Annotated in this window: 11 protein-coding genes and 2 pseudogenes; 7 read left to right on the top strand and 6 right to left on the bottom strand. The window is 72.8% G+C overall.

The genetic code is table 11. The features are described 5' to 3' along the window. Window positions 1-47 precede the first annotated feature (47 nt). The 4 genes and pseudogenes from AB0P07_RS07240 to AB0P07_RS07225 form a co-directional block, all read left to right on the top strand. Window positions 48-758 (top strand): FCD domain-containing protein, encoded by a 711-nt coding sequence (locus tag AB0P07_RS07240; protein WP_365546326.1) that lies wholly within the window; start codon window positions 48-50, stop codon window positions 756-758. A 91-nt stretch (window positions 759-849) separates the two neighbouring features. Continuing rightward, window positions 850-1542, top strand: coding sequence for a gamma-glutamyl-gamma-aminobutyrate hydrolase family protein (locus tag AB0P07_RS07235; RefSeq protein ID WP_365546324.1), 693 nt, complete (start codon window positions 850-852; stop codon window positions 1540-1542). Window positions 1543-1593: 51 nt separating this feature from the next. Beyond that, window positions 1594-1752: pseudogene (locus tag AB0P07_RS07230) on the top strand (gamma-glutamyl-gamma-aminobutyrate hydrolase family protein); the annotation flags it as partial. Window positions 1753-1803: 51 nt separating this feature from the next. After that, window positions 1804-1962, top strand: a pseudogene (locus AB0P07_RS07225) (gamma-glutamyl-gamma-aminobutyrate hydrolase family protein); the annotation flags it as partial. Window positions 1963-2163: 201 nt separating this feature from the next. Here AB0P07_RS07225 and AB0P07_RS07220 read toward each other — a convergent pair. Then, window positions 2164-3138 carry a LysR family transcriptional regulator gene (locus AB0P07_RS07220; RefSeq protein ID WP_365546321.1) on the bottom strand — a complete coding sequence of 325 codons (975 nt, stop codon included), beginning with the start codon at window positions 3136-3138 and terminating at the stop codon, window positions 2164-2166. Between the two features lie 70 nt (window positions 3139-3208). Between AB0P07_RS07220 and AB0P07_RS07215 the strand changes: the two genes are divergently transcribed. Then, a complete protein-coding gene (locus AB0P07_RS07215) occupies window positions 3209-4381 on the top strand; it encodes a TDT family transporter (RefSeq protein ID WP_365546318.1) in 1173 nt (390 codons plus the stop codon). Here the strand turns inward: AB0P07_RS07215 and AB0P07_RS07210 are convergent. The 4 genes from AB0P07_RS07210 to AB0P07_RS07195 form a co-directional block, all read right to left on the bottom strand. Beyond that, window positions 4308-5027: a helical backbone metal receptor gene (locus AB0P07_RS07210; protein ID WP_365547058.1), complete on the bottom strand. Its 720-nt coding sequence runs from the start codon at window positions 5025-5027 to the stop codon at window positions 4308-4310. The genes AB0P07_RS07215 and AB0P07_RS07210 overlap by 74 nt on opposite strands. A 10-nt stretch (window positions 5028-5037) precedes the next feature. Beyond that, window positions 5038-5607, bottom strand: a complete 570-nt coding sequence (locus AB0P07_RS07205; RefSeq protein WP_365546315.1) for an XRE family transcriptional regulator — start codon at window positions 5605-5607, stop codon at window positions 5038-5040. A 404-nt stretch (window positions 5608-6011) separates the two neighbouring features. After that, window positions 6012-8627, bottom strand: a complete 2616-nt coding sequence (locus AB0P07_RS07200) for an ABC transporter permease/substrate binding protein (RefSeq protein WP_365546312.1) — start codon at window positions 8625-8627, stop codon at window positions 6012-6014. Beyond that, a complete protein-coding gene (locus AB0P07_RS07195; RefSeq protein ID WP_365546309.1) occupies window positions 8620-9750 on the bottom strand; it encodes a betaine/proline/choline family ABC transporter ATP-binding protein in 1131 nt (376 codons plus the stop codon). The genes AB0P07_RS07200 and AB0P07_RS07195 overlap by 8 nt, the downstream gene beginning before the upstream one ends. Before the next feature lie 194 nt (window positions 9751-9944). Between AB0P07_RS07195 and AB0P07_RS07190 the strand changes: the two genes are divergently transcribed. Then, on the top strand, window positions 9945-10850 hold the full coding sequence (locus AB0P07_RS07190) for a 5'-3' exonuclease (protein WP_365547055.1): 906 nt from the start codon (window positions 9945-9947) through the stop codon (window positions 10848-10850). A 105-nt stretch (window positions 10851-10955) separates the two neighbouring features. Then, complete coding sequence (locus AB0P07_RS07185) at window positions 10956-11798, top strand: siderophore-interacting protein (protein WP_365546306.1); 843 nt, start codon at window positions 10956-10958, stop codon at window positions 11796-11798. A gap of 288 nt (window positions 11799-12086) precedes the next feature. Here the strand turns inward: AB0P07_RS07185 and AB0P07_RS07180 are convergent, their stop codons facing one another. Beyond that, window positions 12087-12668: a GNAT family N-acetyltransferase gene (locus AB0P07_RS07180; RefSeq protein WP_365546303.1), complete on the bottom strand. Its 582-nt coding sequence runs from the start codon at window positions 12666-12668 to the stop codon at window positions 12087-12089. Window positions 12669-12759: the final 91 nt, after the last annotated feature.

Below are 12759 nucleotides of genomic sequence, written 5' to 3'. Positions count from 1 at the left end.
GGGGGCGCGGCCGCGTGCGGGAGGAATCCGGCGGGAGTGGCGGGAGCGTGACGGACCGGCTGGCTCCGGTGCTGCGGCCGGTGCGGGCCGGGAACGGCTTCGAGGAGGCGCTGGAGCAGATCCTCCAGGTCGTGCGGCTGGGCCTGGTGGCGGGGGGCGAGCGGCTGCCGGCCGAGCGGGAGCTGGCGGAGCGGCTGGGGATCAGCCGGGTGACGCTGCGGGAGGTGCTGCGCGTGCTCCAGGACCAGGGGCTGGTGGAGGCGCGACGGGGGCGGTACGGCGGAACGTTCGTGCTGCCGCGGGCGGACGCGGCCGGCGAGGACGAGCTGCGGCGCCGGGTGGCCGGGGTGGACATCGAGGACGTGCTGCGGTTCCGGGAGGTCCTGGAGGTGGGCGCGGCCGGGCTGTGCGCGGCGCACGGGCTGACGGACGCGCAGGCGGGCCGGTTGCGGGAGGCGCTGGCCGGGACGCGCGAGGCGCCGCTGGCGCAGTACCGGCGGCTGGACACGATGCTGCACCTCACCCTCGCGGAACTGTGCGGCTCACCGGCGCTGGCGGCGCAGTACGCGGCGGTCCGCGCCACCCTCAACGACCTGCTGGACTGCATCCCGCTGCTGGTGCGCAACCTGGAGCACTCCCAGCGTCAGCACGCGGCGCTGGTGGAGGCGGTGCTGGACGGGGACGCGGACGGGGCGCGGGAGATGACGCGCCAGCACTGCGCGGGGACGGCGTCGCTGCTGCGCGGGTTTCTGACCTGAACGCCTTGCCGTGGCGGTGCGCTGCGGCAAGGGTGTGGACGGCAAAGGTGTGGGTGCGGCCCATTACCTGGTCCGATCTTCTGGAGGGTGGATGGCGGACAGGCCGCTGATCGGTGTCAGCACGTATCTGGAGTCCGGGGCGCGCTGGGGCGTGTGGGAGCTGGAGGCGGTGCTGCTGCCCGCCGGGTATCCGCGGCTGGTGCGGCGGGCGGGCGGACTGGCCGCGATGCTCCCGCCGGACGATCCCGGGCACGCCGCGGCGGCCGTCGCCCGCGTCGACGGGCTGGTGATCGCGGGCGGCCCGGACGTGGAGCCGGTCCGCTACGGCGCCGAGCCCGACCCGCGCACCGGCCCTCCCGCCCGGGCCAGGGACACCTGGGAGCTGGCGCTGATCGAGGCGGCCCTGGCGGCACGGGTCCCGCTGCTGGGCGTCTGCCGGGGCATGCAGCTCCTCAACGTCGCCCTGGGCGGCACCCTCGTCCAGCACATCGAGGGGCACGCCGAGGTGGTGGGCGTGTTCGGCGGCCACCCGGTCAAGCCGGTGCCGGGGACGCTGTACGCGGGCGTGGTGCCGGAGGAGACGTTCGTCCCGACGTACCACCACCAGGCGGTGGACCGCCTCGGCACGGGCCTGGTCGCCTCGGCCCACGCCGGGGACGGCACCGTGGAGGCCCTGGAACTGCCGACCGCCCCCGGCTGGGTCCTCGGCGTCCAGTGGCATCCGGAAATGGGCGAGGACGACCGCGTCATGAAAGCCCTCGTGGACGCGGCACGCGAGAGCTGAGAAAACTCACCGCACACGCACGCGTCGCCCCGGAGCGCAGACCGCCCGACACCGGCCCGCCCGGCCTCGGCCCACGCCGCGGACCGCACCGTGGAGGCCCTGGAACTGCCGACCGCCCCCGGCTGGGTCCTCGGCGTCCAGTGGCATCCGGAAATGGGCGAGGACGACCGCGTCATGAAAGCCCTCGTGGACGCGGCACGCGAGAGCTGAGAAAACTCACCGCACACGCACGCGTCGCCCCGGAGCGCAGACCGCCCGACACCGGCCCGCCCGGCCTCGGCCCACGCCGCGGACCGCACCGTGGAGGCCCTGGAACTGCCGACCGCCCCCGGCTGGGTCCTCGGCGTCCAGTGGCATCCGGAAATGGGCGAGGACGTGCGCGTGATGCGCGCGATGGTGGACGCGGCACGGGAGGGCTGAACGACTCCGACGGCGCGCCCCTCCCCCACCGGACGGCAGACCTCCTCGGCACGGGCCCGACGGCGGCGGGCCACGCCGGGGACACCACCGTGGGGCCCGGAAGCCTTCCTCGGGTGCGGGTGCCGTCGCCGGCGCGGAACAAGCGTGTTCCGGCGGCCGCGCGGGTGCGGTCCGTGCGACGAGACGCCCCCGGCCGCGCGGCTACGCCCGGGTCAGGGACAGCAGCCGGCGGGCCGGGCCCGTGGGGCGGTGGCCCGTGGGCCAGACCGCGCGCAGGTCGCGGGCGAGGACGACGTCCGCCACGGGGACGCTCACCAGGCGCCGGGTGGTCAGTTCCTCGCCGACGGCGAGTTCGCTGAGGACGGAGGGGCCGGCGCCGCCCACCGCGGCCGCCTTCACCGCCGTGGTCGACGACAGCTCGATCAGGGGGCGGGCCAGACCGCCCAGCGCCGCGTCCAGGACCTGCCGGGTGCCGGATCCCTTCTCCCGCAGGATCAGGGGGGTCGACGCCAGCTCCGCGGCCTGAAGCGGGCGCCTGCGGCGGGCCCAGGGGTGGCCCGGCGCGGTCACGACGATGAGCCGGTCGTGGCCGATGACCGCGGAGTCGAGGCCGGTCGGCACGCTCACCCCCTCCACGAACCCGAGGTCGGCGTCGTCGGCCAGCAGACGCTCGGCGACCGCCGCCGAGTTGCCCGCGAGCAGCGACACCGCGGTGTCCGGCAACTGGGCGCGCAGCGCGACCAGCCAGCCCGGCAGCAGGTACTCGGCGATCGTCATGCTCGCCGCGACCCGCAGCCGCGAGTCCCGCCGGTCCCGCAGCGCCTGCGCACCCGCGTCGAACGCCTCCGCGGCCTCCACGATCCGCCGCGCCCAGTCCGTCACCAGGGCGCCCGCGTCGGTGAGCCGGGAACCGCGTGGCGAGCGGTCCACCAGGGCGACACCCAGCTGCCGTTCCATCGAGCGGATGCGGCTGCTGGCGGCCGGCTGGGTGATGCCCAGTTCGCGCGCGGCCCCGCCGAGGCTGCCCAGGCGGGCCACCGCCAGCAACAGCTCCAGCGCCCCGAGGTCCGGCACCCGGTGCGCCAGCGAGCCCGCCACGGACCGCCCCCGGTCGTCCTGCCCGCCCTCGGCACCATCCGTGCCACCGCCCGCACCACTCGCCGTACCCCTGCTCATAACCCCAGCTTATGCCCTCATAGAGACATGGTCCCTGGTCAGGGCCCTCCCCTGCCGGGACGGTGGAGCCATGGTCACCGCAGCCCAGCCTCGTTCCCCTGCCCCCTCGCCCGCCGTCGGCCCGGCCGTCCGGCGGGTGCCGGCCGTCCGGCATCTCGGGCCCAACTGGTACGCCTGTGTCATGGGCACCTCCATCGTCGGCACGGCGGGAGCCGCGCTGCCCGGCCACGTGCCCGGCCTGCGTTTCCTCTGCACCGCGGTCTGGGCCCTGTCCCTCGTCCTGCTGGTGGTTCTGCTGGCCGCCCGGTCCCTGCACTGGCTCCACCACCGCGACCAGGCCCGCGCCCATCTCCTCGACCCCGCCGCGGCGCCGTTCTACGGCTGTCTGTCGATGGCCCTGCTGGCCGTCGGCGGCGGTGCCCTGACGCTCGGGCGGGACTGGATCGGCCTCCCGGTCGCGGTCGCCCTGGACACCGTGCTGTTCGCCGCCGGCACGGCGACCGGGCTCGCGGCGGCGGTCGCCGTGCCGTACCTGATGGCCGTACGCCACCGGATCGAGCCGGGGCAGGCCAGCCCGGTGTGGCTGCTGCCGCTGGTGGCGCCGATGGTGTCCGCGGCCGTCGGACCGCTGCTGGTGCCGCACCTGCCGCCGGGGCAGCCCCGCCAGACGCTGCTGCTCGCCTGTGTCGCGATGTTCGGGGTGAGTCTGTTCGCGACGCTGGTGACACTGCCGGTGGTCTTCGGGCGGCTGCTCACCGGCGGACCGCTGCCGCTGGCGCTCACCCCGTCGCTGTTCCTCGTCCTGGGGCCGCTCGGGCAGTCGACGACCGCCGTCGGGAAGTTCGCGGACGTGGCGCCGGGCGTCGTGCCGGGCCCGTACGCCGAGGGCTTCTCGGTCTTCGCCGTGCTGTACGGGGTGCCGGTGATGGGCTTCGCGGTGATGTGGCTGGCCCTCGCCGCCGCGCACGTCCTACGGGCCCGCCGGGCCGGCATGGGCTTCTCGATGACGTGGTGGTCGTTCACCTTTCCGGTGGGCACCTGCGTCACCGGCGCCGGGGCGCTGGCCCGGGAGACGGGTCTGGTCGTCTACGACGGTCTCACCGTCGCCCTGTACGCCCTCCTCGTGGCCGCCTGGGCCGTGGCCGCCGTGCACACCGCCCGGGGTCTGCTCAGCGGTGCGCTGCTCGCAGGGCCGCGGCCAGGGCCCGGGGCGCCTCGGCCAGTGACGGCCCGTACCACGTGAGGTACCGCCCGTCGACGAGGGCGCAGGGCAGACCGGGGAAGGCCTCCGGGCCGTCGTCGGCGGTGAAGCGGTACGGCTCGTCCGGCAGGACCACGACGTCCGGGCGGGCCGCCCGCAGTTCGTCCACCGGAATCCTCGGGTAGCGCTCGGCGTGCCTGGCGTACAGGTGGTCGACGCCGAGGCGGGCCAGGACGTCGCCGGCGAAGGTGTCGCGACCCAGCACCATCCAGGGCCTGCGCCAGACCGGTACGACGGCCGTGGCGCGCCGCCCGGGGACGGGCGGGTCCGCCCAGGCGGCCTCCGCCTCGTCGAGCCAGCGGGGCCGTGCGGGCACCCCGCAGGCGGTGAGCGTCCGCTCCAGCTCGGTGACGGCCTGCGGGACGGTGCGCACCTCGGTCACCAGCACCTCGACGCCTCCGGCGCGCAGGGCGTCCAGGTCGGGGGCGCGGTTCTCCTCCTCGTTGGCGATCACCAGGTCGGGGGCGAGGGAGAGGATCCGGTCGGTCCTCGGGTTCTTGGTGCCGCCGACCCGTACGACGTCCAGGCCGGCCGGGTGCGTGCACCAGTCGGTCGCGCCCACCAGCGCCCCGGGGACGGTGCGGGCCACCGCCTCGGTCAGCGAGGGCACCAGGGAGACGACCCTCACGCGCACGCCCTCACCTGCGTGGGCCTTCCCTGACCGCCTCGATGTGCTCGGCGACGGCGACGACGATCAGCCGGGTGTCGGGCACCGTGGCCCGCCAGCGGTGCCGCACCCCGCCGGTGAGGTACAGCGTGTCACCCCGCCCGAGCCGGTAGGCGCGCCCCTCGGCCTCGATCTCCACGGCGCCTTCGGCGACGAACATCAACTGGTCGTTGCGGTACTGCAGTTCCCGCCCGGCGTCGTGGTCGCCGGTGAACTCGGAGGCGTGCATCTGGTGGTGCCCGCGCACCAGCGAGCGCACCCTGGGTGCGAAGTCGGGGCCGGGGTCCTCGGCGCGGACCACGTCGACGCTGCACGCGGGGTCGGCCGCGGCGAGCAGTTCCACGGCGGTGGTGCGCAGGGCGTCGGCCACCTTCTCCAGGGAGGTCTGGCTGGGCCGCGCCCGGTCGTTCTCGATCTGGCTCAGGAAGGGCACGGACAGGCCGCTGCGCTCGGACACCACGGCGAGCGTGAGTTCGAGGTCCCGGCGCCGCCGCCGTACGGCCGCGCCCACCCGGAGGTGCTGATCTTTGTGGTCGCCCATCGCTCCGGCTCCCTCCTACGCCCGTGCGCGTGCCGTCGACGTGCCCCGTGCGGGGTGCCGTTCTCCTGATGAGTTCTCTGCACCCTACGCATGTTCGGCAAACCGTTTCATGCGGCCGTCACATCGGTGTCACGTTGTGGTGGCCGCGACCTCACAGTTCTCGCCACCCGCGGACCGGTCCGCGCACCCTACCGGTTCAAGGCGCGGACGGCCTTCGGTGTTCCCGCCAGCCACTCCCGTCCCGGCGCGGCCCTGCTCAGGCCGCGGCGTGGCGCTCCGTGGTTGGCCGAATCCCTACCGTGTCCGGGTCGCGAACGACCCGAGGGGCGGGCCCGGCGGTGCGTCTCGCGGGGGAGACGCCGCCGGGCCCACCCCTCGGGTGACCGTCACGGAGTACCGCGCCGCTACGGGGTCATCCGGCCGACCATGTCCGGGTGCTCCTTCAGCCAGGCCGCGACGGCTTCCTCCTCGTGGCCCTGGCCGCGGTCCTTGATCTCGGCCTCCAGGCTGCCCAGCTCGTCCTCGCTCATCTTGAAGTTCTTGATCCACTTCGTGAGCTGCGGGTACTGCTCGGGGAACTTCTTGCTGGAGATGGTCCGGATCGTGTTGCCCTCGCCGAAGGCCTTCTTCGGGTCCTTCAGCTTGGTCAGCTCGTAGTCGCTGTAGGCCCAGTGCGGGGACCACAGGGTGACCGCGACCGGCTCCTTCTTGGCGAGGGCGCGCTTGAGCTCGGCCAGCATGGCGGGCGTGGAGCCGTCGACGACCTTGTACTCGTCCTCGAGACCGTAGCCCGGCAGGACCTCGTTCTTCAGCAGCTGCATCTCACCGGTGCCGGGCTCGATGCCGATGATCTTCCCGTCGAAGAGGTCGCTCTTGCCCTTGAGGTCCGCGAGGGACTTGACGTCCTTGACGTACGAGGGGACGGCGATCTCCAGGGAGGTCGGCTCGTACCAGGTGCCCAGGTCGACGAGGTTGTCCTTGTGCTTCTTCCAGTAGTTGCTCTGGGCGTAGGGCAGCCACGCGTCGAAGTTGAGGTCGATGCCGCCGGAGGCCAGACCGGTGTAGACCGGGCCGACGTCCATCTGCTTCAGGTTCATCTCGTAGCCGCGGCGCGCGAGGACGTTCTTCCACAGGTAGGTGACGGCGACGTCCTCCTCCCAGGGGAACCACGCCACGTTGAGGGTGCGCTTGGCCTCGGCGGGGGTGCCGCCGTTGCCGCCCTCGACCGGGGCGAGCTTGTCGACGACGCCCGGGTTGGCCTTGAGCCAGGTGCGGACGGCGGCCTGCTGCTGCCCCTTGCCGGCCTTGTTGATCTCGGCCTCGAGGCTGGTGAGCTGCTTCTCCGTCATGGAGAAGTCCTTGAGCCACTTGGTGACGACCGGGTTGTCGTCGGAGAAGCCCTTGCGGGACAGCGTGTGCACGCCGTCGCCCTTGCCCCACGCGCCCTTGGGGTCCTTCAGCTTCTTCAGGTCGTAGTCGTTGTACGCCCAGTGCGGGGACCACAGCGGGACGACGATCGGTTCCTGCTTGCTGTAGGCCCGCTTCAGCTCGGCCAGCATCGCCGGCGTGGAGCTGTCGACGACCTTGTACTCCTGGTCGAGACCGTACTCCTTGAGGATCTTGGTCTTGAGCAGGTGCGTCTCACCGGCGCTGGACTCGATGCCGGTGATCTTCCCGTCGAAGAGACCGGCCTTGCCCTTGAGGTCCGCGAGGGAGTTGATGTCCTTCATGTACGCCGGAACGGTCAGCTCCAGCGAGGTCTCGTCGTACCAGGCACCGAGATCCTCGAGCTGCTTGCCGTACTTCTTCCAGTACTGCTCGTGGGTGGTGGGCAGCCACGAGTCGGTCTGGAAGTCGATGTTGCCCTGGGCGAGCGCGGTGTAGAGCGGGCCGGCCTCGAACTGCTTGGCCTCGACCTCGAAGCCGCGCTGTTCGAGGATCTCCTTCCACAGGAACGTGGAGGCGACGCCCTCGTCCCAGGGGATGTAGCCGATGGAGACCTTCTTGCCCTGGCCGACGTTCTTGCCGCCCGCGGCGGTGTCGGCGTCGTCGGAGCTGCCGCCGAACATGCCCATGCCGCCGGCGACCAGGCCCAGGATCACGATGCCGATCACGGCGACCTGCGGCTGGGGGCGGTAGGACCAGATCTTCAGGCCCTTGGCGGCGCGTGCCTTGGCGGCGGCGCGGCGGCCCAACGGGGAGACGTGGGTACCCAGCGCGCTGGTCATGCGGTCCAGGTAGATCGCCAGGATCACGATGGCGATACCGGCCTCGGCGCCGAGGCCGACGTTGAGCTGGCCGATGGACTCCATGACGTCGCCGCCGAGGCCGCCGGTGCCGACCATGCCGGCGATCGCGGCCATGGACAGACCGAGCATGATGACCTGGTTGACGCCCGCCATCACCGTGGGCAGCGCCAGCGGGAGCTGGACGCGCAGCAGGGTGTTGCGGGGTGTGGTGCCGAACGCCTCGGCGGCCTCGACCAGTTCCTTGTCGACCTGGCGGATGCCCAGCTCGGTCATGCGGACGCCGGGGGCGAGCGCGAAGATCAGGGTGGCCACGATGCCCGGGGCGGAACCGGTCCCGAAGAACAGGATCGCGGGGATCAGGTAGATCATCGCGGGCAGCGTCTGCATGAAGTCCAGAATCGGACGCACGAACGCGCTCACGCGGTCCGAGCGGGCCGCCCAGATGCCCACCGGCACCGCCACGACCAGGGCGATGATCGTGGCGACCAGCAGGAGCGCCAGGGTGACCATCGCGTTCTCCCACAGTTCGAGGGAGTCGATGAAGGCGAACCCGGCGAAGGAGAGGATGCCGGCGAAAGTGCCGCGCAGCCAGAAGGCGAGCACGGCGAAGATGCCGGCGAGCAGCAGCGGCTCGGGGGCCTGGAGGACGGCGTTGATGCCGTCGTAGGCGCCGGTGAAGATGCTCTTGAGGAAGGTGAAGAGCCAGGAGACGTTGTCGAGCAGCCAGTCGACGGTGCTGTTGACCCAGTCGCCGAGGGGGATCCTAGGCACGGCTGATCACCTTCTTGCCGCCCTTGTCCCGCGGGGACTGGCAGACGCCGGGTTCGACGTCCTCGTCGCCGAGGAAGCCGATGAGGCGCTGGGCCGGGACGACGCCGACGAGGCGGCGCTCGCCGTCGACCACCGCGACCGCGTGGGGCACCCGGGCACTGATCGCGCACAGCTCCGAGAACGGCGTCTCGGGCGTGGCGGTCTCGCAGTCGCAGTCGGCCTCGTCGCCGCGCACGTCGGTCTCCATGACGGCGGCCGCGGTCAGGACGCGGGAGCGGTCGACGTCCTTGGTGAAGGAGGCCACGTAGTCGTTGGCGGGACGTATCAGGATGTCCTGCGCGCTGCCTATCTGCACGATCCGGCCGTCCCGCATGACGGCGATGCGGTCGCCCAGGCGCATGGCCTCGTTCAGGTCGTGGGTGATGAAGACGATGGTCTTCTTCAGGGTCTTCTGCAGGTCGAGCAGCTGGTCCTGCATGTCGCGGCGGATCAGCGGGTCGAGGGCGCTGAAGGACTCGTCCATGAGCAGCAGGTCGGCGTCGGTGGCCAGCGCGCGGGCCAGGCCGACGCGCTGCTGCATGCCGCCGGACAGCTCGTCGGGCCAGGACTTCTCCCAGCCGGCCAGGCCGCACAGGGCGAGCGCCTCGTCGGCGCGGCGTTCGCGCTCGGCGCGGGGCACGCCCTGCACTTCAAGACCGTAGGCAGCGTTGTCACGGACGCTGCGGTGCGGGAAGAGCGCGAAGTGCTGGAAGACCATGCTGATCTTCTTGGAACGGACCTCGCGCAGCTCGCGGTCGCTGAGCTCGGTGAGGTCCTGGCCCCCGAAGCGGACGTGCCCTGCGGTCGGTTCGGACAGACCGTTGAGCATGCGCAGCAGCGTGGACTTGCCCGATCCGGACAGACCCATCACCACGAAGATCTCGCCGGGCTGCACGGTGAAGGACGCGTCGATGACGGCGGCGGTGGTGCCGTCGGCGCGCAGCTCCTCGCGGACGTCCTTCTGGTCCTTCCGGACCTCTCCCTGGTCCCCGCGGACGTCCCCCTGTCGCAGTCGCTCGACGGCCTGATCCGGTTTCCTGCCGAAGACCTTGTACAGGTTCTCGGCCTCTAGTCTGGCTGACACGCTTACCTCTTGGCTCGGGGGCAGGGGCAGGGCCCAAAGCTCCCCTGACAGTTGAACGCATCAACCAGCTTCGGCCCGGGTGCGCGCCTGCCCCGATGCTTATGCGCCAAACATTTAAGTGAGCCAGTTCACACGTCCTCCCCGGCCCGCCCACATGACCTGCGGCATGATTGCGAGGCGTGACCGGACGACTGATGCTTCTCGACACCGCCTCCCTCTACTTCCGCGCCTACTTCGGCGTGCCGGACTCGGTGAAGGCGCCCGACGGCACGCCGGTGAACGCCGTGCGCGGGCTGCTGGACTTCATCGACCGCCTGGTGAAGGACCACCGCCCCGACCACCTGGTGGCCTGCATGGACGCCGACTGGCGCCCGCACTGGCGGGTGGAGCTGATCCCCTCCTACAAGGCGCACCGGGTGGCCCAGGAGCGCCCGGCGGGTCCCGACGAGGAGGAGGTGCCCGACACGCTGTCCCCGCAGGTGCCGGTCATCGAGGCCGTCCTGGACGCGCTCGGCATCGCCCGCGTCGGCGTGGCCGGGTACGAGGCGGACGACGTCATCGGCACCTACACCGCGCGAGCCACCGGCCCGGTCGACATCGTCACCGGCGACCGGGACCTGTACCAGCTCGTCGACGACGCCCGCGGCGTGCGCGTGCTGTACCCGGTCAAGGGAGTGGGCACGCTCAACCTCGTCGACGAGGCCGCGCTGCGCGAGAAGTACGGCGTCGACGGCAGCGGCTACGCCGATCTGGCGCTGCTGCGCGGCGACCCGAGCGACGGCCTGCCCGGTGTGCCCGGCGTCGGTGAGAAGACGGCGGCCAAGCTGCTGGCCGAGTTCGGGGACCTGACCGGGATCCGGGCCGCCGTGGACGACCCGAAGGCGAAGCTGACGCCCACGCAGCGCAGGCGGCTCACCGAGGCCGGGCCGTATCTCGAGGTCGCCCCGAAGGTCGTACGGGTGGCGGACGACGTCCCGCTGCCGGACGCCGACACGGCGCTTCCGCACGGCCCGCGCGACGCCGGGGCGCTGGACGAGCTGGCCGCCCGCTGGGGGCTCGGCGGGTCGCTGCAGCGGCTGCTGACCACGCTGAGTGCCTGAACCGTGAGGTGCGGGCACCCGTTCCCCGGGCGTCGAACGGAGCCGGGATGCTAGCTTAGGCATACCTAACTCGGGGAATCGCACGCAGGAAACAGGGAGGCCGTCATGGCAGACCGTCCGGCACGCAAGCCGCGCAAACCGCACACCGCGCAGGTCGTCCGCACCGAGCGGCTGACCCCGCAGATGCAGCGCGTGGTGCTCGGCGGCGAGGGACTGGCCGCGTTCTCGGCGGACACCTGTACCGACCACTACGTGAAGCTGCTGTTCCCCTCCGGGGGTGCCACCTACCCGGAGCCCTTCGACATGGAGCGGATCCGCGAGGAGTTCCCGCGGGAGCAGTGGCCGGTGACCCGGACGTACACCGTGCGCCACTGGGACGCCGAGCTGCGGGAGATGACGCTGGACTTCGTCGTCCACGGCGACGAGGGTCTCGCCGGGCCCTGGGCCAAGCGGGCACGGCCGGGCGAGACGATCCACTTCATGGGCCCCGGCGGCGCCTACGCCCCCGACCCGGCCGCCGACTGGCATCTGCTCGCCGGTGACGAGAGCGCGCTGCCCGCGATCGCCCGTTCCCTGGAGGCGCTGCCGGACGGCTCCCGCGCGTTCGCCTTCGTGGAGGTCGAGGGGCCGGAGGAGGAGCAGAAGATCGACTCCGACGTGGAGGTGGTCTGGCTGCACCGCGCGGGACGCCCGGTGGGGCAGGCCCTGGTCGAGGCGGTACGCGCGCTGGAGTTCCCCGAGGGCAGGCTGCACGCGTTCGTCCACGGCGAGGCGGCCTGTGTGAAGGACCTGCGCCGGTATCTCCGGGTGGAGCGCGAGATCCCCCGCGAGGACCTGTCGATCTCCGGCTACTGGCGGCTCGGCCACAACGAGGACGGCTGGCAGGCCTCCAAGCGCGAGTGGAACGCCCGCATCGAGGCGGAGCAGGAGGGCCCGGCGGCGGCGTAGCGTCCCTCCTGCCCTTCCCTCCGCGCTCGTGCCGTCAATCGCCGCGCACGCGTGCGGGCAGATGCGTGTCGTCGCGGCCGCCGGGGTGGAGCAGCGCACTGCGGCCGGTGGCCGCGCGTGCGGCCCTCGTGGCCGGAGCCGCGCCCGCCCGGGCACGGCGGACGAGCATCCGCACCCCGCGCCCGCCGGGTTCCACCGACCCGCGACGCCCAGCGGGGCAGCCCCCGCGCCGGGCCCCCGGCGTGCCGGGACGCCCGATCCGGTCCGGCGGTCACAGTCCCCTCTCGATCAATCGCCGCGCACGCGTGCGTGCAGGTGCATGTCGTGCCAGCCGTCGGGGTGGAGCAGGGCGCTGCGCTTGGTGCCCTCCAGGGCGAAGCCGGCCTTCCGCGCCACTCGGCACGAGGCCTCGTTGGCCACCGCGTGGGAGAGTTCCAGGCGCTGGAAGCCGATCTCGTCCAGGGCCCAGCGGGCGAGGGTGCGCGTGGCGCGCGCGGCGACGCCTCGGCCGCGGGCGCCGGCCGTCGTCCAGTAGGCGACCTCCGCCACCCCGTCGCCGAGCAGCACCTGGCGCAGGGCGACCCGGCCGAGCAGCCGGTCGTCGGCCGCGTCGGCGACCGCCCACTGGACGTTGCGCTCCCGGTCCCACGCCTGCTGCCACTCGGCGATCCAGCCCCGTACCTCCTCCTCGGAGTCGGCGGCGCGGATGTGCCACTGGTGCATCACCGGGTCCTGGAAGGCCGCGTGCACGGCGGGCGCGTCCTCGGCGCGCCACGGGCGCAGCAGCAGCCCGTCGCCGGTGGGGATCGTGGGCTGCGGGGTGCGCGACAGGGTGCCGGCGGGGAGGACCGGGCGGTTCAGGTAGGGCATGGGCGGCATCCTGCCAACGGGGGCGGGCGGCGGCCCAGCGGTTTTCCCGGGACCATGACCGCCTCGGCCCAGCGCAGCAGGTCACCGCCTC

The sequence above is a fragment of the Streptomyces sp. NPDC085944 genome (genome assembly GCF_040686295.1).
Lineage (GTDB): Bacteria > Actinomycetota > Actinomycetes > Streptomycetales > Streptomycetaceae > Streptomyces > Streptomyces salinarius.
This window is presented reverse-complemented; position numbering and strand designations above follow the sequence as displayed.

Bases quoted from the DNA above. Each gene is read 5' to 3' on its own strand.
- AB0P07_RS07235 (WP_365546324.1), top strand. From the start codon at position 850: ATGGCGGACAGGCCGCTGATCGGTGTCAGCACGTATCTGGAGTCCGGG.
- AB0P07_RS07220 (WP_365546321.1), bottom strand. From the start codon at position 3,138: ATGAGCAGGGGTACGGCGAGTGGTGCGGGCGGTGGCACGGATGGTGCC.
- AB0P07_RS07215 (WP_365546318.1), top strand. From the start codon at position 3,209: ATGGTCACCGCAGCCCAGCCTCGTTCCCCTGCCCCCTCGCCCGCCGTC.
- AB0P07_RS07205 (WP_365546315.1), bottom strand. From the start codon at position 5,607: ATGGGCGACCACAAAGATCAGCACCTCCGGGTGGGCGCGGCCGTACGG.
- AB0P07_RS07190 (WP_365547055.1), top strand. From the start codon at position 9,945: ATGCTTCTCGACACCGCCTCCCTCTACTTCCGCGCCTACTTCGGCGTG.
- AB0P07_RS07185 (WP_365546306.1), top strand. From the start codon at position 10,956: ATGGCAGACCGTCCGGCACGCAAGCCGCGCAAACCGCACACCGCGCAG.
- AB0P07_RS07180 (WP_365546303.1), bottom strand. From the start codon at position 12,668: ATGCCCTACCTGAACCGCCCGGTCCTCCCCGCCGGCACCCTGTCGCGC.